This is a genomic window from Pseudanabaena sp. PCC 7367, assembly GCF_000317065.1.
GTDB classification, from domain to species: Bacteria; Cyanobacteriota; Cyanobacteriia; order Pseudanabaenales; family Pseudanabaenaceae; genus Thalassoporum; species Thalassoporum mexicanum.
In genome coordinates this window covers 607,497-630,965 of the sequence record NC_019701.1, presented here as the reverse complement: position 1 = coordinate 630,965, position 23,469 = coordinate 607,497, and the positions used below count along the sequence as shown (strand labels likewise).

Genomic DNA, 23,469 nt, shown 5'->3' with positions numbered 1-23,469 from the left:
TAAATTAATTACTCAGCTTATTTGCAGTTAATGAAAGCCTTCTCTATGGGTGTAGCTTCTGCCATTCTTGTTGGGGGCGCTGCGTAGACCTGAACCAATCCAATGGGCTATAGCTATAGCCGTGACCGGAACTTATCCACCTAGCGTTAATCGATCAGCATGGGCGGTTTTATCTCTAGACTTTTATATATCCTGAAGGGGCAAGAAAGGCAGCTAGTGCTGTTGGTGCTGCTGTTTATTTTTACGTCCCTCCTGGAAACTGTGGGCATTGGTTTAATTGGCCCATTTATTGCGATCGCTTCAGCTCCCGCATCGATCCAGCAAAATGACTGGTCGAGTGGTCTATATGACAGTTTTCAGTTCAGCTCCACAACGCAGTTTATAAGTTGGTTTGGCCTGTTTGTGGTCTGCGTTTTGATTGTTAAATCTGTTTTGAATTTTGCGGTGCAGCGCTATATTTTTGGCTTTGGTTTTGGCCAGGAAGCACAACTACGACAAAAGTTAATCCATGCCTATTTGCATGTTCCCTATACGTTCCACCTCCAACGAAATACCGCCTCGCTGACCCAGAATATTGCGATCGAAACGCCCAACTTTGCCAATGGCGTACTGATGCCCAGTCTGTTTTCGCTGGCAAATTTAACTGTGGTATTTTCGCTGCTGCTATTACTGCTATTGACTGATTTTGCCGCCACGATCAGCATTGTGATTTTGCTGAGTTTGTTGAGCTTGTTTTTATATCAATTCAAAACCATGATCGCGCGGTGGGGAAAGCAAAAATCTGATTCCAGTGAAGCCATGATTAAGCTGGTCAACCATAGTCTGGGTGGGTTCAAGGAAACGGCAATTATTGGTTGTGCGCCGTATTTTGAACGAAAAATGGCGATCGAAGCCCGCCAGTATAAGATGGCGAACCAGAACTTTAATTCGTTTCGGATCTTGCCCCGCAACATTCTTGAACCAGCACTGGTGGCTTATATTGTTGGGTTTGTGGTGTTCTCGATGCTGATGGAACGGGACACGGCCACATTAACTTCAACTTTGAGTGTATTTGCAATGGCTTCGGTGCGATTGCTGCCGGCGGTGAGTAACTTGCTGGGTGCGTTCGGCAATATTCGCAAGCATACCTATGTGGTGGACAAGCTGTATTTAGATATCCGCGAGGTAGAAACCTGGGCAAATGATCACGATCAAGCTAATTTGCAAGCCAATGTAAGCGATCGCCAAAGTCAATCCCGTTCAAACCAGGCTCAGTCACTCAGCTTTCAACGCCAAATCACCCTGGCCAACATTGTCTACACCTATCCCAATGCGCCAGAGCCAGCGATCGCTGATCTCTCATTAACGATTCGCAAGGGACAATCGATCGGTTTGATTGGCAAATCTGGCGCAGGTAAAACCACCCTGGTCGATATTATCCTGGGGCTGCTCCAAATAGATCAGGGCAAGTTTTCGATCGACGGCGTAGATGTCTATAGCAATCTGCGCGGCTGGCAGGATTTGGTTGGTTACATTCCCCAATCAATCTTTTTAATCGACGATACGATCGCCCGTAATATTGCCTTTGGCGTGCCCGATGCTCAGGTCGATTGGCCACGACTGGAGCAAGCTGTGCAAACCGCCCAATTAAGTGAATTAATTGCCCAGTTGCCTCACGGGTTGGAGACCAATGCCGGTGAAAGGGGCGTATTACTTTCCGGGGGACAACGGCAACGGGTGGGGATCGCTAGAGCCCTGTATCATGGCCGCGAAGTGCTCATTTTGGATGAAGCTACTGCCGCTCTGGATAATGAAACCGAAGCGCTGGTTACGGAGGCGATCAAGCAGCTCAGCAGTCAACGAACGGTGATTATTATTGCCCACCGCCTTTCTACGGTTGAACATTGCGATCTGATTTGCCAGATGGAACAGGGACGGATTGTAAAGTCAGGTAGTTATAGTGAGGTTGTTCTGGGCGAAGCGCCCTCTTCGCTGCCGAACTAGAATTACGAGGCTATTAACTAATAAGTTTGTTTGGTAAGTAGGGGGAGGTTTCGGATGAATGGCTTATGGATAGTTAGGTATTGGTATAGAGCCTATTAGAGCGCTTTTCGATGTTTTGGTTTAAGTAGGAAAAGAGCATATTGCTGCGATCTGCTGTGACTCCTGCTAGCTAGTTATTTCAAGAGACAGACAGATCCAAATAGTTGTTATAAAAAGAAGAATTTTAGCCAAGCTTAGTCAAATCAGGATGGGGATTTATGCCCGCAAGCCCAACAACACCGCAATCATCAACACAATCACCAACGCATAATCGGATTCGGGTTGACCCCCTTTCCACCGAGGCCGATCGCCCCTTGTGGTCGGTGATGATCCCTACTTATAACTGCGCTAATTACTTGCGGCAGACCCTGAGTAGTGTATTGGCGCAGGATTTGGGGGCAGCGCAGATGCAGATCGAGGTGATTGATGATTGCTCGACCAAAGATGATCCAGAAGCAGTGGTGCAGGAATTGGCAGGCGATCGGGTGGTCTTCTATCGTCAACCCCACAACGTTGGCCATACCAAGAACTTTGCCACCTGCTTGATCCGATCGCGGGGGCAGATTGTCCATTTATTGCATGGTGATGATCAGGTTTTACCGGGCTTCTATACCAAGTTGCAGGATGCCTTTGCCCAAAATCCCCAACTTGGTGCGGCGTTTTGTCGCTGCCAACTCATGGATGAGCATGATCAACCGGGCTATATTCTGCCATCGCAACGATCGACCAGTGGCATTATTCCCAATTGGCTAGAGCGGATCGCCGTGCAGCAGCTAATCCAAACCCCATCGATCGTGGTCAGACGGCAGGTATATGAGCAAATTGGTGGTTTTGACTATCGCCTCAGTTGGTCAGAGGACTGGGAAATGTGGGTGCGGATCGCCTCCCAATATCCAGTTTGGTTTGAGCCAGAGGTATTGGCGCTTTATCGGGTTCATTCCAGCTCCAACAGTGGTCGCTATGTCCGCACTGGCGAAGATATGCGCGATATTCGGCGAGCGATCAAAATCATGCAGCAATATTTACCTGCCGATCGCGCCAAACATCTGTCTAGCTTGGCCTTACGCCACTATGCCCGCTATGGACTGGATCAAGCCCAACGATCATTAACTGGGGCTCAGGATCTGGCGGCAGCGATCGCCCAACTGCGCGAAGCCACAATTGCCCTGCTTGCCTCACTGGGGTTCTGGCGTAACTATGCACCGGACATTTAAAACTAGATCTAAAAACTAGGTTCCAAAATAAGGTTTTAAAAATAGATTTAGTTAGTCAAAGCTGCGGTAGGCATAAAAATAACGATTTTTAGCAAAGGAAGCTTGAGACAATTTCGATTCGATCGCCAGAATATATACAGGCTTGCCAAATTAATCTAGCTAGTTGGGATCAAACAATCAGGAGAACCACCCATGAGTCTTGGAGTCAGTATTGTAATTTGTTGCTATAACGGTGAAGCAAGATTACCGACCACATTGCAGCATTTAGTCGCGCAACAGGTTGATGCCGCGATCGATTGGGAAGTGATTTTAGTCGATAATGCCTCCAGCGATCGCACCACCGCAGTAGCGATCGAAACCTGGGCTGCCGCTAATGTTCAAGCGCCCTTGATTACTGTTAATGAACCCCAACCCGGCCAGACCCATGCCAGACTCAAGGGGATCGCCACGGCTAAATATGATCTGGTTAGTTTTGTGGATGATGATAATTGGGTATCCCCCAACTGGATTCAAACTGTAGTGGAAATTATGCAGAACCATCCAGAGGTGGGGGCTTGCGGGGGGCAAAACTCCGCTGTAGCCGAAGTAGAATTACCCACCTGGTTTGCAGATTATCAATGTGATTATGCGGTTGGCACCCAGGCAGATACCGCTGGTGATGTGACTGATACCAGGGGTTTTTTATGGGGGGCTGGTTTGACCATGCGCAAAAGAGCCTGGCAACAATTACACGATCGCGGCTTTGAGCCAATCAATGGCGGACGAGCGGGGCAAATTCTCACCTCTTGTGATGACTACGAATTCTGTCAGGCTTTGATCCTGGCTGGCTGGCGATTGTGGTATGACCCCAGGTTGCATCTCTCGCATTTTATGAGTCCCAATCGATTGCAATGGAGTTACCTAAAGCGCTTGAAGCGGGGATTTGGCGCTAGTAGTGTGGGGCTAGATGCCTACAAGATTGCCAAGCAGTCCCGCAACTGGTTCTATTCTTTCCTCTCCCGGCTCTGGTTGGTGCGTATGATTGTGGTGCTGTTGAAGCTATTGGGGCATGGTGGAAAATTAATCGATCGCAATTCTGATCAGCAGGAGGGCGATCGTCAGAGTATCGAAATTGAAATCTTGCGTGGTCGCTTAATGGGACTATGGTACAGCCGCAATATCTACAAGCAAAATTTGCAAAAGGTACTAAAAGCCGATTGGCGTAATCGCAATCAACAGCCTTCACTTTGATCGATAAAATACTGATAAACACGATAGCCATCAGTGATATACAAGAAGCAATGCCAACAGCGCAAAATCAACCATAGTGGCCAGAAGGTCTTGGCGCTGCGATCACCTAATCACCCAGGCCAGGATTCCTGCTTTGTACCCGTTGACTGCACTCCAGAGCCAGACTTTGTTTTTTTTTGAGCCGACAAAGGTTTGCAATTCATCAATTTTAGCTAGCGGTGGAATTTTATCCTCCGATGGTGCATTCCGATGGTGGATTAGGTAATGCCGAGCCCTTTTGCTTAACCCAGTTGATCAAAGTATTATGATTGACTCCTGTACAATGCTCAATTGCTCGAAATCCTAGAGCATTGACATAGAGAGTTACACAACCCTGCTTGACTTCTTGTGAATATCCCTGTTGGGAATACGATTCGATGAATTGACGGCCACATGTTTGGCATTTGTAATTTTGTTTGCCGCGCGATGTCCATTCTTACTAACGTGATTTGAGGTACAGTATTTGCATTTCATCCCTCTATTATGCAACGCCATCATGACAGCATTCTCTGCCACTAAAAAAATATCCCGTTTAGTATAGAAATATAGGTAATAGAAACCTATGATTGGTGCAGTTGGTTACTTAAAAGTAATTAAAAGTAATTAAAGCAGATCGTTTAACTAAGCCTAGTTCCCTTAGAATTAGTCTTTCCATATGTGCTAGATGGATGTTTTGAGTAAATTTGAATACATCCGTTACCATAAATTATTAGACTAATGGATCAAATCTGGCGAATCGCCAAGACCGTTGTTAGCCTATTATTTCGTCGCCCTCTGGCTGGTGTTAGTATTATTCCTTTACTGGCTGATGGTCGAATCGTGCTAATCAAACGGCGCGATTGCGGTAAATGGGGTTTTCCTGGTGGGCTGGTTGATTGGGGTGAAGATATCTCCACCACTGCCAAGCGTGAACTGCGCGAGGAGGCAGGATTAGAACTTAAAAATATTGTGCGCTTAGTGGGAGTTTACTCCAGCCTCGATCGAGACCCCAGAATGCATTCGATTTGCATTACGGTGGCGGCAGAGGTAGGCGGCGAAATGAAAATATATGACACCGCCGAGGTAATTGAAGTTAAGGCTTTTACGCTCGAAACCTTGCCCGCAGGCCAACTGGCCCATGACCACGATCGCCACCTGCAAAACTATTTGGACAATCACACCGCACTGGCCTAGGGCTATGGATTTTAAAAATATAGATTTAAAAATTTTGGTATTTTTCTAGTGCCAGGATTTAAACCAAATAGCTATAGACCAAATCAGGCAACTGTTACTACACTAGATGTATTAGCGATCCAAAACAATCGCTAATGAAGCATGATGAATTAAGGCTCAAATCAAGTTTGTGATTGTGGTTATTTAACCGGACTTGATCTTAGCAATGGTTAGTAATAGGCAGTAATTCAGTTTAAGCTAGATTTTCACCTCACCTACATAATTGCTAAATCCTAAATGGCTTAGTTTATGGCTTAGTTTATGGCTTAGTTTTAAGATCAAGTTAGTCTAGCTAGCTAATCTTGAGCCAGTAAAGCACCCTATCCATAATTAAATGAGCTGATTCGATCGATCGCCCTGGGCTTTTCACCATCCATCAAATCAACCGCGATCGGGGTGCGATGAAGTTACATAAATTAGCCTGAACCATTGATTCCCTTAATCACCTCTTACTGATTTGCACTGATTTGCATCAATGCGGGATTTGCAAAGAAACCCGGCAATTCTTAAACCTATATACATCACTGTCAACTAGTTATGTCAAAAACACTCAAGGTCTCTGCTGGTTGGATTAAACGCACCAAAAAAGCATTAGAACGCCATTTCCCCACCCAAAAAGCACTTGCTGCTGAAATGGGGCTATCTCGGCATAAGGTAAGTGACTTTTTTAATGGCAAAACAGTTGACATGGAAAGCTTTTTGCGCTTATGTATTCGCCTAGAGCTAGATTGGCAAAAAGTCGCAAAGGTGCCACCGGATATGTTGCAAGCTGCCTCAATTTTCGCAAGTAACCTGACCAACAATGGCAAACCAAATGGTAAGCCCACCAAACGGTCTACCGCTAAACCAGGCAATAAATCTGGCAGCCCTGGCGATCCCTCTACTCCAGTTAACCCTGCGCCAACTCAATCGCCGCCATCAGCTAAACAGACAGCTAAACAGAATCAGCAGGGGCAGAAAAATTCCGCACCCACCAACAAGACCGACCAATCCGCTTCCTCTAATAATCCTGATAATCTTGATACCGCCGATACCGCCGATACCGCCGATACCGCCGATGCTCCCGGCACACCGGGCATTCCTAAGCTAGCTTCGCGGTTATTTCGGACTTCTTCTTTATTTTCTGCGCCGCCGATCGCCACTGAATCAGAGCCAGAACTAAATGATCAAGTTGATCTAGAAACCGATTTGCCGGTTGACCAATCAGTAACTGAAGCGGAAGCTGAGCCAACTCCTACCCCAGCGATCGATAAAGCTGGATTAGCAGCCCTGGCCAGGGAAGTTGCCGCAGAGACTAACATAAATCAGGCTAGCCAGGTAGTTGATGATGCGGTAGAGACCGAACAAGCTGGACAACCTGAGGCGATCGCGGATCAGGAAAACACCACCGCCAACTCAACCCCAGATGCAACCGCCGAAGCAATTATTGATCGGGTGGCCAATCTGCTAACTCAAGAAATCAATCAGGAGATCAAAGCTGAGCTAGAGCCAGACCTACCCCAGCAACCAGTTGAATTGGTGATTGAAAAACCAATCGAAATTGCTGATGCCACCGTGAATATTACTGCCGATATTACGATCGCCCCAGTTGATCAACATGAGCAAACGGTTGTCAATGCGGCTAGTACGGCTCAATCTGCTCCAGTGCAAATGACCGCTGTGCTTGAAAACGCGCAGATGTCAGCGGAATTGCTAGATGATTTGGTGCAGGTCTATGGCAATGCGATCGCCAATCGTGATTGGGATGGGGCGGCGGAAGCGATTAAATATGTAGACTGGCAGCAATTACGTCAGGCTGGGCAAATCCAGGTAATGCTGGAACTAAACCAGGGTTTGTTGCCGCGTAGTTGGCAAAAGGGCGATCGGCGGGTGAGTGAACCGGCGCAGCACTGGCAAATTTTGCAAAATATGGGTGATGCCTATTTCTACTTGAATGCCAATGAAGAAGCGATCGCCTGTTACGAAGAGGCGCACCGCACCGCCGTGGAAGCAGATGATATTAGCCTAGAGATGCTCACGCTCAAAAGTATTGCCTTGCTCTATCAAGGCCTGGCTCAATATCAAACCGCGATCAGCCATTACCAGCAATGCTTGATGTTTGCCAATGAGCTGGCCGATCGCCAGGTGCAAATTAGTGTTCTGGCTAATTTGGGCAATATTTACTACATCTTGAAGCAAGATCGCACGGCGATTGTTTATTACCAAAAGTTTTTGGTGGCAGTGGCGGAAGCGGGAGAGATGGAAATTAAAGAAACCTCGATTCTGGGCAATTTGGGCAGCGCCTATTACAATCTGGGGAATTTTCAAGCGGCGATCGAATATCAACAGCGCAATCTGGATTTCACCCGCACGATCGGCGACCAAGAAGAGGAAGTGATTGCCCTGATTGCCTTGGGCTTTGCCTACTATGGCATGGGATTAGATCAAACTGCGATCTCCTATTATCAAGATGCGCTCCGGTTAGCACGGGCAATTAATCAGCCTCATCTGGAAATGGCTGCTCTCAAGGGGTTAGGTCTTAGTTACCATTCCCTCTCTAGCTATCAAAATGCGATCGCGGCCTTCCAAACCTGGCTGAATCTAGCTAAGCAACTGGGCAATCGCCATGAACAGGTGGGTGCAATGTATAACCTGCGCAAGTCCTATAGCCTGGTGGCGGCAGCGGCTTCTTTTTAGCGACTGAATAAGATTAGGGAGATCTGCATAATTGGGATCTGCTCAAGCATTGTATTTAAATTCGGCGACATAACAACCATTGCAGCGAAATTGGTGGTGGTTCCAGGTCAAAAAGCAGCCTACCCGTTGCCCAGTTAATAAACCAGGGTGAAGGTGGCCAGGCCGATGATGGCAAGCGATCGCGCTCATAGTCAAATACGCTGTGTCGATCGACAAGTTCCAGGGGCAAGCCATCCATCACTGATTCTAGCTCTGCGGGAGTAAGAAAAAACGATTGGGCGACCTGTGCCACCTGGCGATCGGCAATTGTAGGTTGATAGTCAGGACGGCAAAGGAAAATGTTAAACAGCACCAAACCACTTTTGCTAACGGCATCACAGGCTTTGGCTAGGGCTAATCTAGCTTGATCAGCATCCCGAAAATGCACCAGCAACTCAGACAGGATCGCCAGAGCATAATGATTTAATTTGGGGCGCAATAGCGGATCGAGAATATTACCTTGAATAATTGATAACGGCAGGTTCTCGGTTTTGGCTTGCTGCTGTAACTGCTGGCAAAAGGTGTCGGCCAGTTCGATCGCATCTACTGCATAACCCGATCGCGCTAGGGGCAGGGCATTTCGGCCAGAACCAGCGCCAATATCCAAGATCGTAGTAGTTTCGGGATCGCCTAACTCCGGCAACAAATCTAAAACTCTGGCATTGGCATGTTTCCCAAATACACTGGTTTCCAGGCGATCGAGCTGATCAGAATCAGTAGCAAAATTATCCTTGAGCGCGGCCTCATAAAACTCTGCCAAGGAGGCGATCTGGCAAGTAATTTTGAAGTCTAATTGCTCGACTGATTTGGGATTGGGTTGAAAGCTAATTAATAATTGAGAATGCTGCGAAGCTTGGAAGCCTTTGGCTAGTTCCTGGGCGATCGCTGTTTCTAGCTCTTCCACTTGTGCTGATGTCAGCGGTTTTTCGAGTAAATTCGCCAGGGCGATCACCTTTTGCACATAACGCGCTTTCAAGGCAGGCACACAGGGCAACTGCAACTTACCCCGCGCCATCCCAAACGCGGCGAGCAGGTTATTAAAGGTTTCTGCATCCTGGCGATCGCCCATTTTTAATTCAGGTCAGTTGCTAAAAAGGTATTGAGATAAATTTATAGATGACTCTTGATATTTATGATCCTTAATAAGCTCAGTACCGGACAAAAAAGTATAGAAATAGGTAGAAAAGCAGCGCAAGAAAGGGTTTCATAGAAAGTGCTAAACAATCAAATATGAAACCCATGTCAGATATTATTGCACTGAAGGAAAAACTATCGCTATTGCTACCTTGGCACGGAGCAAGAATCGATTTTCTGGCCAAATTTTACTAGCACTGATCCAAGTCAGGACAGTGAATATAGTAGAGCTAGCACAAGCATTTGCAGGAAAAGCCCAGGTAGAATCTCATTACAAACGGATGTAGCGATTTTTCGTTATGGACTTGACCTTTTACGCAATATTTTATTTAACCTGACTACCAAGTGTTCTCAATTTCGTTCCGCTCTCAATTTTTTGTCCTGTACTTAAGTTAATAAGCCTATTCAAGCCAATCTTAAACTATTTACATGCTATCAATGCATTAATTGCATCAAATCGATAAAATATGTGATTGACAATACAAATGCACATCGGCTAGATTGCTAATTTGCTATCAATACTATGGCTAATGATCATTATATTAATGGTAAAGCCCAAGTAGCGATCGCAACGTGTGATTAGTGAGTGTAAGGAGTGAGAGTAAAGCTAATGCATAAAGTATGGCTTAAGATGCTTGCCGTTAGTAGTGCCATGTTGGCATTGCCGGTGATGCAAGCAGCAGCGCAAACCGTTAAAGAAAATTTGGAAATAGCAAACGAGCCAGCTAGCTCGTCCTATGTGCAGGAATATTTCCAACAGAGTCAAGACAACAATATTGTTTCCCAGTCCACCCTTGGGGTAAGACCAAGTTCTAACCAAGCACAGGTGACATCAGTATCCCAGCTTTCTGATGTGCAACCAACCGACTGGGCTTTTACCGCACTGCAATCATTGGTAGAACGCTATGGTTGTATTGCTGGTTATCCCGATCGCACCTATCGTGGCCAGCGTGCCATGACTCGGTATGAATTCGCCGCTGGTTTGAATGCCTGTTTGGATAAGATCAACGAAATCATTTCCTCTGGCCTTGCCGATAAGGTCAGTAAAGAAGATTTGGCCGCCTTGCAAAGACTGCAAGAAGAGTTCGCCGCCGAATTGGCTGCCCTGCGTGGTCGCGTTGATGCCCTCGAAGCCAAAACTGCTCAACTCGAAGCCCAGCAGTTCTCTACCACTACCAAGTTGGTGGGTGAAGCCGCGATGAACTTGGCCAGTGCCTTTGGTGATGATGTTGATTCCAATTTGGTATTCCAAAGTAAACTTCGGATGACCTTCGTAACCAGCTTTACTGGTAAAGATCGCCTGTACACGCGCTTGACCGGTGGTAATATTGCCAATTCGTTCGCCGATGAAATTGGCACCAACGAAGGTCGCTTTGCCTATGATGGAGTTTCTGGGAATACGATCATTCTCGATCGCTTCCACTACAAATTCCCGGTTGGCGATAAGCTTGAAGTCACTGCTATGGCTGGCCTGGCAGGACACCACTTCTATGCTAATACTCTCAACCAGGGCTTGGATGTAGGTGGTGGTGCGAATGGTGCAATTACTCGCTTTGCCGAACGCAACCCAATCTTCCGGTTTGATTTGGGTGGTCAAGGTTTTGGCTTCAAATACCTGGCTAGCGATAAATTGGAATTCTCTGCTGGTTACATTGCCAATTCCGGTAGCGATCCTGATAAGGGTTTAACTGGTGGTAGCTATTCCGCTCTGGCAAACCTGGTGTTCAAGCCCACCGATCGCTTTAGTGCTGGTCTTACCTACGTTCGTGCCTATGATGAAGCTTCAGGTCGTAGATTCAACTTTGGCGGCACTGGCACCAACTTTGCCAACCTGAGTTCTGCTTCTGGTTTGCCTGACATCGTTACAGGCTCAGCGGTATCCAGCAATTCCTATGGTTTCCAAACCAAGATCGACTTCAGCCCTCGATTCAGCCTGCGTGGTTGGGTTGGCTTCACTGATGCAGAATTGCGTGGTGTCGGTAGCGCTGACATTCTTAACTATGCGATCGCTATGGTATTCCCTGATCTGTTCAAGGAAGGTAGCTCGGGCGCATTGATCGTTGGTGCAGCACCCTATTTGACTTCGTTGGATGCCCCTGGTGATCCTGAATTTTCAGAAGAGACACCGTTCCACATTGAGGCTTTCTATAAGTACCGGGTCTCGAAGAATATCACCGTCACCCCGGCGATCGTCTGGTTAACCAGCCCCGACCAGGGACGGATCGATAATGATGCCTTCATTGGTACGGTGAGAACCACGTTCTCGTTCTAGGTTTCTCATTAACTTGGTTGGACATTTCATTTAATTTCAACAAAACCCACTTTGGCAGTAGTTATGCGGTGTAAGCCCTGGCTACTGCTTTTGTTTTGGCGGGAAATGTAAATTAAGCCTAACACCCCAAATTTTCAGCAGGGTTGTGGATTAGAATATGCTAAGCGATTAGTTAAAGTTTTATGCAAGTGTCGCAAAAACAATTTAAAACTACTGACCCAGATGATATTGACAGATTTCCAAGCTGTGTATCAATGAGGTTGCATTGTGATGCGATCGAGTCAGAAAAAGAAGGATTTGATAGATTAGACTTACAACTTACAATCCGCTTCGGTGAGCACACTGAAGAAATATTGGGTGGAACAGTTACTATTGCATTGAAACGTGGGGACTTAAAGTTAAAAATAGAGGATGGCAGAGTCCCTCTAGATGATCTGCAACTAACAGCAGAGTTTGAAGAATATATTGAATATGAGGAAGCACAAGAGATTGGGACAGAGGTAAAGGGTAGTGTCTCAGCAAAAGATGTAGGCATTGAAGCTAAGGAAACTGGTAAACGGAGTAGGAAAAGCCAGTCTAAGTATTACCAGGTACATACTGCTGGAACTGAAACAGAGCCAATATGGCGATTCATTGACCAAACTGGTAAATATCTTCATCGAATGCTAAAGAAAACTACTATTGGTATAGTCCACGCTGAAAGCAACCCGTGTCAAATTGCTGCCAGATTTACTGTCAGTGGAGTGGGGGATATTTATTTAGTGAAGGCGAGTGGTTTATGGCCAAAAAATATTAGTAGGAACAAGTTTGCACAACTGGAGAGATTTTTAGTAGGGTTGATTTTGCAAGAGAAATTACAACCTCATCTTAGTTATGTGGAGGTGGTTTATGAACGGTTCTAAATCTTTTGAAGAATTTCAAGAAATAGTTAAAAAGGTTGTTGCTCTTAAGTCTGACGATTTTTTCGAAATTGCAAAGGTGACAGGTTTAGATCCTAAAAGCGACTTTGTTGGTGCTGACTTGAGTGGTGTAGACATCAGCCACCATGACTTAAGTGGAGCTAATTTCAGTGGGACTGATCTACGTGATGCTAATTTGAGGGGAACGAATTTATCTGAAGCTAATCTCAGAGGAATTGATTTATCAGGAGCCGACCTGAGTGGAGCTAGTTTATTCCATGTTAATCCATTGAAAATAGGTGGTATGGATATCTCTGATTTCAGAAAAAGCGTTACTTTGCCTGATTTGCTAAAAATCGTTTTAGAACATGAAGCTTTTGCTAATGATATGGAGATACAGTCCAAGCAGTCCTTTAGGGCTATTGGAGCAAATTTTGTAGAAGCAGATCTAAAACAAGCAAGACTCCCCTTTGCTTATTTTAGTAATGCTGATATGAGTAAAGCTGATTTAAGGGGAGCAAATCTAAATCAGGCTACTCTACATGGAGCAAAATTTGACGGAGCACAAGTAAGTGAGGCAATATTTTTAGGTAGCAAGGGTTTGAGTCAATCAGATATTGAAGACCTTAAGTCAAGAGGAGCGATATTTGACCTAGCTGATATAAATGTTCCTGCTCTTGTGCCTAGCTAAAGTTCAATGACTAACTCAACCATTCCGATCGCCCTGACGATCGCAGGCTCCGATAGTGGTGGCGGCGCAGGCATCCAAGCCGATCTCAAAACCTTTGCCTTTCATAGGGTTCATGGTACTAGCGCCCTCACCTGTATCACTGCCCAGAACACCCTCGGCGTAAACCGCGTAGATGCCCTCCCCCCTGAAGCAGTGGTCGCCCAGATTCAAGCCGTTGCCACCGACATTGGCATTAATGCCGCCAAAACTGGCATGTTGCTCAACCAGGGCATTATCACCACCGTGGCGGGGCAGTTGAAGCAGCTCAAGCTTAAAAATTTGGTCGTCGATCCGGTGATGGTTTCCCGTGCTGGCGCGCAATTAATCGATGATGATGCGATCGCAGCATTGCGCCAAGAACTCCTTCCCCTGGCGGCGATCGCCACTCCTAATCGCTACGAAGCTCAGATCCTTAGCGGCATGAAAATAGAGAACCTGGCCGATATGCAGATCGCAGCGAAGAAGATCTACCGGCTAGGTATGGGCGCAGTTCTGGTCAAGGGTGGCGGTATGAGTGGTGAATCTCTGGCCAAAGATGTCTGGTTTGACGGCGAGAACCTGGAAATCCTGGCAACAGAAACGATCGACACCAAACATACTCACGGTACTGGCTGCACCCTTTCAGCAGCGATCGCCGCGAATCTGGCTTTGGGCAAGGAACCATTAGCAGCCACCAAAGCAGCCAAGGAATATGTCACTAAGGCACTAAAGCATTCCCTGGCGATCGGCTCTGGGCAAGGCCCCGTCGGCCATTTCTTCCCATTGTTAGAGAAATAGGGAAGTAGGTTATGGATGCTTACTCATAAATTTTGCGACTAATTGCTCCCCTGCCCTGATGGAGCCAGCCAGCCAATCGATCATTAAATCCAGATGCTCAGCCTCGCTCAAGCGCCAATCTTCTCGCTCTCGGTGCAAGCGATTAGTAAGTTCATATAAAAACAGCGAAGCACTAACAGAAATATTGAAGCTTTCCGTAAACCCCAGCATCGGAATCGCCACGCGGTAATCGGCATTCTCGATCGCCCAATCCGATAAGCCCCTCAGTTCAGTACCAAAGACCAAAGCCAGCTTGCGATCGATCGGTAGTTCTGCGATCGTCACATTGGGATTATGGGGTGTGGTTGCAGCAATGCTGTATCCTTGCTGACGCAGGTATTCATAACAGCTTGCCATATTATTTGTGCCTTCGTCTTCATAGCGATAGAGCGTCAGCCATTGATCGGCTCCCATCGCCACATGACTATTCGGATTAAACTCCACCTTATTCTCGACGATATGCACATCCTGCACGCCAAAGCAATCGCAACTGCGCAGCACCGCACTGGCATTGTGGGGTTGAAAGATATCTTCCAAGACAACAGTTAGCCACCGCGATCGCCATTGCAACACTTCCTTAAACTTGTGATACCGCTCTGGAGTGGAGAACGGCAACAGGAAATCAATTAACTCCTGCTTTACTTCTTTGGCTTCAAGGTTAAGGTTCGTCATTGGGAACGGTTGTAAGTGGTTGTTAATTTCATCTAAGAGCTAATCGTTTGATTCTGGTTGGGCTTCTAACTGACTGGACTTGGGCTTTTCCGAGAGGAAACGATACCAGGTGAAATATAGGCACACCGAGAGCAGGGCAAAGATTGCAAAAACAAGCAAAAAGCTCTGCCATTGCTTCATCACCAGCAACATTCCCATTAAAAACAAGCTCAGTTGCCAGGGCACGGCAATCACGATCGAAATCAGGTCGCGCCTATTCTCCTGGGTGATCGCCAGTTGCGATCGCTCCGGTAGTTTTGCGGCGATGTGTTGCCATGCGCCAAAGGGGCGAGTAGTGCGATAGAAGTTCTCTAATACTTCTGGTTCAGTGGGCGCGGTTACTAAGGTACCTACAATACAGCCCATAAGAGAACATAATGATGGCACCAGAAAAACTGCATATTCAGACAAAGAAATATCTAGCAACTTATAACCAATTGCAACCGTCATTCCTGTTATAGTTCCCAGTGCAAAGCCATAACCATTAAATCGCCACCAGTACCAACGTAATAACAGTGGCATAAATAAACCTGCTCCTAATCCAGTGGTTAACCATCCCCATATCTCGTTAATACTAGTTTGATAAAAGCTAAACAACAGGCCAATCAATACAATGACGATTGAAGCAATTTGACTTTGGCGAATTAGTGTCGGCTGCTGTGCATTAGGGTTAATGTAGGTTTGATAGATATCTCGTACCCAGTATGAAGCTGCTGAATTAATAATTGAATCAAAGGTAGACATAGCAGCGGCAAGGAAACAGGCGACTAAAAGTCCTCTAATCCCAGTGGGAATATAATTCTCTAAAACAGTTGGTAAGATTAGTTCTGGATCAGTGATTACTTGGTTATTAAGGCCATAATGGATTCCTAGCATGGCGAAAGAAGTTACTAATGGCCAGCGGAACGAAAGGAGTAAAATCCAGAATAGGGAAAGTAGACCAGCTTCACGATCGCTTTTGGCAGCAAAATAGCGCTGGCTCATATAACCACCTACGCCACTTGCCCCTTCTAAACAAGTTTTCAACAAATAAAAGAAGATGATTATACCGAATAAGTTAAAACTGGAGTAATCAAACTCCTGGGGCAAATCTAAATTTAAGCTAGGGAAAATACTGCTCCATTCAGACAAATTATTTGTGAATTCTTGGAAACCACCATCACTAAGTGGTAATGACACAGTAAATTGATCAGGCAAATTCACCGTCTGCATTGCCAATATACATACATAAATGATCGCCCCAAAGATTAGTACACCCTGGAATACATCAGTCCAGATCACTCCATAAAAACCACTTACGGCGGTGTAAATCATCGCTAACGTAATCATAAAAATGGCTGCTCGACGATCTGCGATTCCTAATAACTCTCCCAAAAACTTACCGCCACCCAGCGAAAAATAGCTCATTGCACCAACGGCAAAAGCCAGGTTCGCGATTGCTGATATCAGTCGAGCAGTATTACCCTCTCTACCATCACCAAACCGTAGCTTCATCCATTCTGCCAAGGTCATCACTTGCGATCGACGTGTCCATTTACCTACAAACACCATAAAGAAAACCATCACCAGCACCACACCACCGCGTATCTCGATAAAGAAACCTTTGGTGCCTAGTGCATAAATCAAAGCTGTAATCCACATCGTGCCGGCAATGTCGGTATTAGAAGCCATGCCAGAAGCACCCAGCGCCCACCAGGGCAAATTCCGATCGCCCAAAAAATAAGCTTCGATCCCCTGTGATGCCTTGCGCTGCAAGAAGAAACCCAAGCCCACGATCGCCGCCAGATAGATCGCCACGATCGCATAGTCTATAAACTGCATAGACCGATCTCCATGTATTTGTGCTTGAACTGTTGCTCAGGAAAACCATAGTAAGGCATTAGCTAAGCTATTAACGCGCAAATATTCAGCCCTAGCGGTGAGGCAGCCTCGGAAAGCACAGGCTAGGATGGAGGGGTTGATAATTCTTAATAAACACCAACGTGCAAAGCCAAACCAGCGAAACCAGTTTCTGGGCAAAGGTTGCAACCAACTTGGGCTTAGTCGGCAAATTTGATTTAGAAAAAGGGGCGATCGCCCTGATCTATATAGTCCAGGGGGCATTGGGGATTTCCCACCTGGCATTGAGTTTTTTCTTGAAGGATGAATTAGGGCTCAGCCCTGCCCAATCCGCCGCCATGATCGGCTTTGCGATGTTGCCCTGGACAATCAAACCACTCTACGGGTTTATTTCCGATTGCCTGCCGATCGCTGGTTATCGCCGCCGCCCCTATCTGGTGTTTTTTAACCTGCTGGGGGCGCTTAGCTGGGTATTTATGGCTCAGGCTGTGCACACACCAACAATGGCGCTAGGCACAATCCTGGTAGGCACGTTGTCGATGGCGTTCTCGGATGTAATTATTGATGCACTGGTGGTGCAAAGGGCCAGGGCGGAATCAGAGGGTGATGCTGGCTCATTGCAAGCTTTTACCTGGGGCTGTATGTCAGTTGGGGCGATCGCTTCGGCCTATTTTAGTGGTTCCCTGGTGGAAGAATTTGGCACCCGCCCGGTGTTTATGATCGCCGCAATTTTGCCAATTCTGGATGCGGTAGCGGCATTTGCGATCTCTGACGCTAAAATCAGCTTCGCCCAAATTAATGATGAATTGCTCAAGGTGACAGCGGCGCAGGAACTAGATCAGCCTCCTAGCTCAGCACCAGAAGCAAGCCTAGAGCCGGATCATAGCGATCGCCCTGCGGTCAATACCTTCCAACTGGCATGGCAGAATGTGCGCCAGCAAATGAAGCAGCTCTGGCAGGCGGTCAGCGGTAAAAGTATTCTCTTGCCCACCTTATTTATCTTTCTGTGGCAGGCCACCCCTTCAGCGGATTCAGCTTTCTTTTATTTCGTAACCAATGATCTAAGCTTTAATCCAGAATTTCTGGGTCGGGTGCGATTGGTGACCAGTGTGGCCAGCCTGGTAGGCGTATGGATTTTTCAGCGCTATTTGCGTGATGTGCCAATGCGGCGCATATTCCTGTGGACGACAATCATTTCTACCCTGCTGGGGCTAACCAGTTTGCTGTTGGTGACCCATGCGAATCGCATGATTGGCATTGACGATCGCTGGTTTAGCCTGGGCGATAGCTTGATCCTTACTGTAGCGGGTCGAATTGCCTTTATGCCGCTGTTGGTTTTGGCGGCGCGGCTCTGCCCCGTTGGGATCGAGGCTACTCTCTTTGCCCTGCTGATGTCGGTGCTCAACTTAGCTGGACTCTGTTCCTATCAATTGGGAGCCGGATTAACCTATCTGTTGGGCATTACTGAAACCAATTTTGAGAATCTCTGGATTCTGGTTACTATTACTAACCTAACTACACTCCTGCCGCTGCCGTTTTTGCATTGGCTTCCGGCTGATGGGGGTAATATGGCTAGCTTAAATAATCCTGAGCAACCAGAGCCGAATCTAGGTTCCACGCCAGAACTATTGTCTTCTAGTAATAATGGGGCTACAAAGTTAGACATTGCAAGTCCTGAGCCAGTGGCGATCGCTAGCAATAATCAGAGCGATCAGCATCCGGATGCTGCTGCCCTGGTCGCGCCAGAAGTTGATGCAGGTAGCTCAATTTAGAAGGGAAATCCATAGTAAATGCTAATCAATATTAATAGAGGCAAGCAGAAAATTTAGGGCTAGGCAGGTTGAGCAGCAGATAAAAATAGCTATAATCAATTTATTAAATAATTGTGGTTTTAATTTACCTATCAATCGAAATACTAAGCCCGCTGGGATGCAATCGACTCCCTGCTTAAATGCTTACGATAGGGGCTCAGAAAGTTATTCTATGGTTGCAATATTGAAGGTTGCAATAAGGTTGCAATATTGAACTCTGGCAAGATTTCTAATCAAGTAATTCTTGCCCAATAGGCATTGTTGGATTGGTAGATCGCAGCTAAACCAAGGCCAGTACCTAGTTCCGCGATCGACTTTGAGGCGGCATAGAGCTTGTTTTTTGATGCATGAGTTTCCCCCTTGAGGCCAGAGAGTAAATTAGATGGGGCGATTGGATGTGCATCTAACCGGCACAACAAGATCGCCAGCATCGATCTGTCTTTTAATTAAAACCAGGGTAGTGATTTAGATAGGTGGATATTTTGCTGGGGCTAAAACACTGATAGGCTTTTCCCCGATTGCAATAATATACCTGCAACATCATCTGAAACTAGTTTTTAGCCGTTTCTGGTACTAGTCTAGAATCATGAATTATCTAGAATGAATTAAATAAAATTATAAATAGATATTTAGCTGTCTCGATCGTAATTTTGAGCATTTATGTATGCAAGCAGTAAAGCATCGTATACGAAGGTGCCAAGGTGCTGATTTGAGATAATTCAATCGGTAAGATCACCCCTTTCCCTTAAATATCTGAATGTTAGAGTTACAGTCCATCTCCCAAGCCATAGACCGCAAGCCATTAGTTGTTAATGACGATGTTTCGGTCTGGGCAGTAATTGAGCAACTTCGCACCCAAAGTAGTGCCAAGTATGTTTTGGTAACCAGAAATGGACAACTGAAGGGAATTTTCACTGCTGCAAATCTGATTGAAATAGTTGGCTTGGAGCATGGCTGGCAAGAAATGCCGATCGCTGCAGTAATGCAAACCCCAGCGGTAACATTGCCAGAATCGGAGCTGGAAAATCATCCTACTAAGCTGCTTGAATTATTTGAACGCCATAAAATTGATTGTTTGCCGATTGTTGATGACCAGGGAGCGATCGTTGGCACCCTGACGGAGCAAGATTTAGGGCGATTGGTAATCAAACAAACAGCAGAAAGCGACCGCAAACAGGCAGAGCAAGAACTTAAACAGGCCAAAGAACAGCTTCAAGCCGTCATTGATGCGGTGCCAGGCTTTGTCTCTTGGATTGACCAAAATGGGCGCTACATCGGTGTAAATCGTAAGCTGGCCGATGTCCTGGAGCTACCTCCTGAAGAAATTGTTGGTAAACCGGTGGGATTTTCCGGCAGTAGCAGCAAGCTTAAACAGTTCGCCGTACAATTTATGGCCAGTGATGATGTTACGACTTCTCAGATCATCGATACAAACTTCAACAATAGAAAATATCACTACCTGGTAGCCGCCCAGAAATATAATCACAATCAGGCGATCGTCTCCGTGGGGATTGACATCACCACCACTCAAAAAAGCCAGGAAGCACTACGATCTCTGGTGGCAGGCACCGCCGCAGTCACTGGCACAGAATTCTTTGCCGTTTTGGTTCAGTACCTGGCTCAGGCGTTGGAAGTGAAATGTGCAGTCGTAGCTGAGCTAGAAGATGGTTGTAGTACCGTTGCGCTCTGGTTGAATGGTCGCTTAGGTGAAAATTTTGAATATGACCCGGCCAGTACCCCCTGTAACATGGTAATAAAAAAAGGGGTGTATTACTGTCGTAGTCAAGTCGGGCAAAAATTCCCTGTTCTTAATCAATTCCTCGCCAGCGAACCGATGGAAAGCTACTTTGGCATTCGCTTAGAGAATTCAGCCAGAGAACCAATTGGGATTCTTTGCGTTTTAGACGATCGCCCCCTGGAGAACGAAGAAATTGCCCGTTATATTCTTTCCATTTTTGCGGCCAGGGCTGCGGCTGAGCTGGAACGACAGCAGGTAGAACTGGCATTGAAACAGTCCAAGTTAGACCTAGAAGCAAGAGTGAATACTCGCACTCAGGATCTGATTGCCGCCAATGATGAGTTACGGGCGGAAATTACCCAAAAAGAGCTAGTTAAGCAGGCATTAGCCGCCAGCGAAGAAAAATTCAGGCATATTTTTGAAGACGCGCCGATCGGCATTAGTCTGGTTGATCTAAATAATAGATATATTCAAGTCAATTCCCGCCTATGTCGACTATTGGGCTATGAGGCAACAGAACTAGAGGGCAAAACCTTGCAAGATGTCACCCATCCCGATGACTTACAAAAGGAACTGCCCTACCTGGAACAGGTAATTCTTGGGCAGATCGATAGTTATAACCTGGAACAGCGCTACATCAGGAAAGATGGTTCAAGCTGGTGGGCGAATCTAATTGCCACCGTAGTGCGTGATGATGCGGGTTCAATCCTATATACACTGGGCATGGTGGAAGACATCAGCGATCGCAAACGCTCAGAACAAGCCCTGTTGCAAAGTGAGGAACGCTTTCGCAAAATTTTTGAATCGGGCCCATTGGGCATGGCAATTATTGGCTTTAATCAGAGCATTATTAAAGTAAATGCAATGCTCTGCGAGATGCTGGGCTATGCGGAAACCGAAATGACCAGACTGACCCTGCGTGATATTACTGTGCCAGAGGATGTCAATCTAGATCTGAGTGAAACCAAACAGCTCTACTATGGCCGCATCAGTCAATTTCACACCGAGAAGCGCTACATCAAAAAAGATCTCTCTTCAATTTGGGTTCTGGTCAACTATTCAGCGATGCGCGATCACAGTGGCAAAACCATCAATGTCTTGATCGCGGTGCGAGATATTACCAGGCAAAGAGAAGCCCAAGAATATATTCAAGCCTCTTTGCAAGAGAAAGAAGTATTGCTGAAGGAAATTCACCACCGGGTTAAGAATAACTTGCATGTAATTGCGAATCTGCTTGATTTACAAGCTCAAAATATAGAAGATGAGGCGATCGCTGATCTATTCATTGACAGCCAAAATCGAATCCATGCCATGGCCTTGATCCATGAACAGCTCTATCAATCGCCAGCGGCCGGTAAAGTTTGCTTTCGTGAGTATGTGGAGAATCTAGCTGAGAACTTATTTCAATCCTACTGCTTTAATATTAAGCAAATTGAGTGGCAGATTAAGATAGAACCAGTTATATTAAATCTAGAGACGGCAATTCCCTGTGGCTTAATCCTGAACGAACTAGTTGCAAACTCGATTAAATATGCTTTTCCTGGCTGCCAATCGGGTCAGATATCAATAGAATTTAGATCGATCGAACCAGATCATATCAACCCAGCGATCGACAACAGTATGATCGCCTCACCCAGACTAACCAAAGATGGTGCTAAACAGGCTAGTTTGCCCAAATTTGAACTTGTAATTGGCGATAGTGGGGTTGGCATCCCGACAACAATCGACTGGCAAAATTCTACTTCAATGGGCTTGCGTCTAGTTCGCATCCTGGGGCGGCAGCTAGAGGCTGAAATCGAGCTTGAGCAAGTGAACGGAACTCAGTTTCGTCTAGTTTTTGGTGAGTTGAAGTATAAAGAGAGGTTCAAAGCCTATGACGCAGGTAAAGGTACTGGTGGTTGAGGATGAGGCAATTTCAGCGGAGAATATTGCAATTCGACTCCAGAAGCAGGGCTATGCAGTAGTAGGAATTGTCGATGCTGGGGATGTGGCGATCGAAACCGCTAAGCGCACCAGCCCTGATATTATCCTGATGGATATCATGCTCAAAGGTGAAGTAGATGGAATTAGGGCAGCGAGTGAAATTTATACCCAGTTAAAGGTACCAATTGTATATATGACCGCCTTTGCCGATCGTGATACCCTGGAACGCTCCAAACAAGCTCAACCCTTTGGTTATTTAGTTAAGCCCTTCAAGCCCCAGGAACTACGCGCTACGATCGAAATTGCCTTACATAAAAAAAGCCTGGAAGCTGAGGCCGATCGGGAAATGGAAAATGCCCAAAAGCTACGCCAACATGCTGAGGCAATTAGCAAGCTGAACTCTGAATTTGTGGCCATGATTGCCCATGAATTCCGCACCCCAATCTCTACTATTTCGCTTTCTACTGAACTGTTGGAAAAAAGGGGCGATAAGCTCTCAGGTGAGAAAAGGGAAAAGCGATTTAAGCATATTCATGAATCGATCTCCAGCATGACTAAGCTACTTGATGATGTGCAATTACTCAGTCTCGATCGCAACGGCAGCCCCAGCGTTAATTACAGTAATATCGATTTAAATATATTTTGCGAGGATTTACTGGAAGAAATTCAATTTGTGGCTCAAGAGACCCATTCACTCAGGTTTAGCGGTCTGAAAGAGTCGACCACAGCGTCCATTGATATTAAGATTCTGCGCCATGTGCTGATCAATCTACTTTCTAATGCAATCAAATACTCGCCAATTGGTAGTGAGGTCTCTCTATCTGTAAGCACCATCCAGAAGGGGAGCGATCGCCAAGAGTGGCTTAAATTTGGGGTGGAAGATCACGGCATTGGTATTCCAGTCCATGAGCAGGCACAATTATTTAGCTCCTTCTTTCGGGCTAGCAATGTGGGGACGATCCCTGGTACTGGATTGGGTCTAGCGATCGCCAAAAAATTTGTGAGATTACATGGCGGCCAAATTTATTGCCAAAGTGAAGCTGGTCAAGGCACCTTGTTTACCATAGAGTTACCCACGGAACCGATCGCCCAGAATCACTAGATGGTGATTTTTAATCTTAAGTAGATATAAGTAGAGATTTTTAGCAAGAGATGTGTGAACCA

The 23,469-nt window shown here is 46.2% G+C and carries 16 protein-coding genes; 12 read left to right on the top strand and 4 right to left on the bottom strand.

Going from position 1 to position 23,469, the window contains the following annotated elements:
- The first annotated feature begins 159 nt into the window (after nucleotides 1-159).
- The 5 genes from PSE7367_RS02450 (at nucleotide 160) to PSE7367_RS02430 (ending at nucleotide 8,393) form a co-directional block, all read left to right on the top strand.
- The gene (locus PSE7367_RS02450; RefSeq protein ID WP_015163779.1) at nucleotides 160-1,983 is read left to right on the top strand and encodes an ABC transporter ATP-binding protein; all 1,824 of its coding nucleotides are present in this window, start codon (nucleotides 160-162) and stop codon (nucleotides 1,981-1,983) included.
- A gap of 257 nt (nucleotides 1,984-2,240) precedes the next feature.
- Nucleotides 2,241-3,236 (top strand): glycosyltransferase family 2 protein, encoded by a 996-nt coding sequence (locus tag PSE7367_RS02445; RefSeq protein WP_015163778.1) that lies wholly within the window; start codon nucleotides 2,241-2,243, stop codon nucleotides 3,234-3,236.
- A 192-nt stretch (nucleotides 3,237-3,428) separates the two neighbouring features.
- Nucleotides 3,429-4,466: a glycosyltransferase gene (locus tag PSE7367_RS02440; RefSeq protein WP_015163777.1), complete on the top strand. Its 1,038-nt coding sequence runs from the start codon at nucleotides 3,429-3,431 to the stop codon at nucleotides 4,464-4,466.
- Between the two features lie 756 nt (nucleotides 4,467-5,222).
- Nucleotides 5,223-5,678 carry an NUDIX hydrolase gene (locus PSE7367_RS02435; protein WP_015163776.1) on the top strand — a complete coding sequence of 152 codons (456 nt, stop codon included), beginning with the start codon at nucleotides 5,223-5,225 and terminating at the stop codon, nucleotides 5,676-5,678.
- A 576-nt stretch (nucleotides 5,679-6,254) separates the two neighbouring features.
- Nucleotides 6,255-8,393 (top strand): tetratricopeptide repeat protein, encoded by a 2,139-nt coding sequence (locus PSE7367_RS02430; protein ID WP_015163775.1) that lies wholly within the window; start codon nucleotides 6,255-6,257, stop codon nucleotides 8,391-8,393.
- Nucleotides 8,394-8,448: 55 nt separating this feature from the next.
- Here PSE7367_RS02430 and PSE7367_RS02425 read toward each other — a convergent pair whose 3' ends face one another.
- On the bottom strand, nucleotides 8,449-9,501 hold the full coding sequence (locus tag PSE7367_RS02425) for a class I SAM-dependent methyltransferase (protein WP_015163774.1): 1,053 nt from the start codon (nucleotides 9,499-9,501) through the stop codon (nucleotides 8,449-8,451).
- Between the two features lie 675 nt (nucleotides 9,502-10,176).
- Between PSE7367_RS02425 and PSE7367_RS02420 the strand changes: the two genes are divergently transcribed.
- The 4 genes from PSE7367_RS02420 (at nucleotide 10,177) to thiD (ending at nucleotide 14,244) form a co-directional block, all read left to right on the top strand.
- Nucleotides 10,177-11,838 (top strand): iron uptake porin, encoded by a 1,662-nt coding sequence (locus tag PSE7367_RS02420; protein WP_015163773.1) that lies wholly within the window; start codon nucleotides 10,177-10,179, stop codon nucleotides 11,836-11,838.
- Between the two features lie 182 nt (nucleotides 11,839-12,020).
- On the top strand, nucleotides 12,021-12,740 hold the full coding sequence (locus PSE7367_RS02415) for a hypothetical protein (protein WP_015163772.1): 720 nt from the start codon (nucleotides 12,021-12,023) through the stop codon (nucleotides 12,738-12,740).
- Nucleotides 12,727-13,428, top strand: a complete 702-nt coding sequence (locus tag PSE7367_RS02410) for a pentapeptide repeat-containing protein (RefSeq protein ID WP_015163771.1) — start codon at nucleotides 12,727-12,729, stop codon at nucleotides 13,426-13,428. The genes PSE7367_RS02415 and PSE7367_RS02410 overlap by 14 nt, the downstream gene beginning before the upstream one ends.
- A gap of 6 nt (nucleotides 13,429-13,434) precedes the next feature.
- Entirely contained in the window at nucleotides 13,435-14,244 is an 810-nt protein-coding gene (gene thiD, locus PSE7367_RS02405; RefSeq protein WP_015163770.1) for a bifunctional hydroxymethylpyrimidine kinase/phosphomethylpyrimidine kinase, read from the top strand.
- Nucleotides 14,245-14,253: 9 nt separating this feature from the next.
- On the opposite strand, the gene PSE7367_RS02400 is transcribed toward thiD, so the two are convergent.
- Nucleotides 14,254-14,955: a TrmH family RNA methyltransferase gene (locus PSE7367_RS02400; RefSeq protein WP_015163769.1), complete on the bottom strand. Its 702-nt coding sequence runs from the start codon at nucleotides 14,953-14,955 to the stop codon at nucleotides 14,254-14,256.
- A 39-nt stretch (nucleotides 14,956-14,994) separates the two neighbouring features.
- A complete protein-coding gene (locus PSE7367_RS02395; RefSeq protein WP_015163768.1) occupies nucleotides 14,995-16,815 on the bottom strand; it encodes a sodium:solute symporter family transporter in 1,821 nt (606 codons plus the stop codon).
- Between the two features lie 161 nt (nucleotides 16,816-16,976).
- Between PSE7367_RS02395 and PSE7367_RS02390 the strand changes: the two genes are divergently transcribed.
- Complete coding sequence (locus PSE7367_RS02390) at nucleotides 16,977-18,605, top strand: folate/biopterin family MFS transporter (RefSeq protein ID WP_015163767.1); 1,629 nt, start codon at nucleotides 16,977-16,979, stop codon at nucleotides 18,603-18,605.
- A gap of 272 nt (nucleotides 18,606-18,877) precedes the next feature.
- Here PSE7367_RS02390 and PSE7367_RS22315 read toward each other — a convergent pair whose 3' ends face one another.
- On the bottom strand, nucleotides 18,878-19,075 hold the full coding sequence (locus tag PSE7367_RS22315) for a hypothetical protein (RefSeq protein ID WP_015163766.1): 198 nt from the start codon (nucleotides 19,073-19,075) through the stop codon (nucleotides 18,878-18,880).
- Between the two features lie 326 nt (nucleotides 19,076-19,401).
- Here PSE7367_RS22315 and PSE7367_RS20005 point away from each other — a divergent pair, with 326 nt between their 5' ends.
- Together PSE7367_RS20005 and PSE7367_RS02375 are read left to right on the top strand one after the other, a co-directional pair.
- Nucleotides 19,402-22,284 carry a PAS domain S-box protein gene (locus PSE7367_RS20005; protein WP_015163765.1) on the top strand — a complete coding sequence of 961 codons (2,883 nt, stop codon included), beginning with the start codon at nucleotides 19,402-19,404 and terminating at the stop codon, nucleotides 22,282-22,284.
- Entirely contained in the window at nucleotides 22,256-23,407 is a 1,152-nt protein-coding gene (locus PSE7367_RS02375; RefSeq protein WP_015163764.1) for a hybrid sensor histidine kinase/response regulator, read from the top strand. The genes PSE7367_RS20005 and PSE7367_RS02375 overlap by 29 nt, the downstream gene beginning before the upstream one ends.
- Nucleotides 23,408-23,469 lie beyond the last annotated feature (62 nt).

Excerpts from the sequence above, each read along its gene's own strand:
- PSE7367_RS02450 (WP_015163779.1), top strand. The coding sequence starts at position 160 with ATGGGCGGTTTTATCTCTAGACTTTTATATATCCTGAAGGGGCAAGAA.
- PSE7367_RS02445 (WP_015163778.1), top strand. The coding sequence starts at position 2,241 with ATGCCCGCAAGCCCAACAACACCGCAATCATCAACACAATCACCAACG.
- PSE7367_RS02440 (WP_015163777.1), top strand. The coding sequence starts at position 3,429 with ATGAGTCTTGGAGTCAGTATTGTAATTTGTTGCTATAACGGTGAAGCA.
- PSE7367_RS02435 (WP_015163776.1), top strand. The coding sequence starts at position 5,223 with ATGGATCAAATCTGGCGAATCGCCAAGACCGTTGTTAGCCTATTATTT.
- PSE7367_RS02430 (WP_015163775.1), top strand. The coding sequence starts at position 6,255 with ATGTCAAAAACACTCAAGGTCTCTGCTGGTTGGATTAAACGCACCAAA.
- PSE7367_RS02425 (WP_015163774.1), bottom strand. The coding sequence starts at position 9,501 with ATGGGCGATCGCCAGGATGCAGAAACCTTTAATAACCTGCTCGCCGCG.
- PSE7367_RS02420 (WP_015163773.1), top strand. The coding sequence starts at position 10,177 with ATGCATAAAGTATGGCTTAAGATGCTTGCCGTTAGTAGTGCCATGTTG.
- PSE7367_RS02415 (WP_015163772.1), top strand. The coding sequence starts at position 12,021 with ATGCAAGTGTCGCAAAAACAATTTAAAACTACTGACCCAGATGATATT.
- PSE7367_RS02410 (WP_015163771.1), top strand. The coding sequence starts at position 12,727 with ATGAACGGTTCTAAATCTTTTGAAGAATTTCAAGAAATAGTTAAAAAG.
- thiD (WP_015163770.1), top strand. The coding sequence starts at position 13,435 with ATGACTAACTCAACCATTCCGATCGCCCTGACGATCGCAGGCTCCGAT.
- PSE7367_RS02400 (WP_015163769.1), bottom strand. The coding sequence starts at position 14,955 with ATGACGAACCTTAACCTTGAAGCCAAAGAAGTAAAGCAGGAGTTAATT.
- PSE7367_RS02395 (WP_015163768.1), bottom strand. The coding sequence starts at position 16,815 with ATGCAGTTTATAGACTATGCGATCGTGGCGATCTATCTGGCGGCGATC.
- PSE7367_RS22315 (WP_015163766.1), bottom strand. The coding sequence starts at position 19,075 with ATGCTGGCGATCTTGTTGTGCCGGTTAGATGCACATCCAATCGCCCCA.
- PSE7367_RS20005 (WP_015163765.1), top strand. The coding sequence starts at position 19,402 with ATGTTAGAGTTACAGTCCATCTCCCAAGCCATAGACCGCAAGCCATTA.
- PSE7367_RS02375 (WP_015163764.1), top strand. The coding sequence starts at position 22,256 with ATGACGCAGGTAAAGGTACTGGTGGTTGAGGATGAGGCAATTTCAGCG.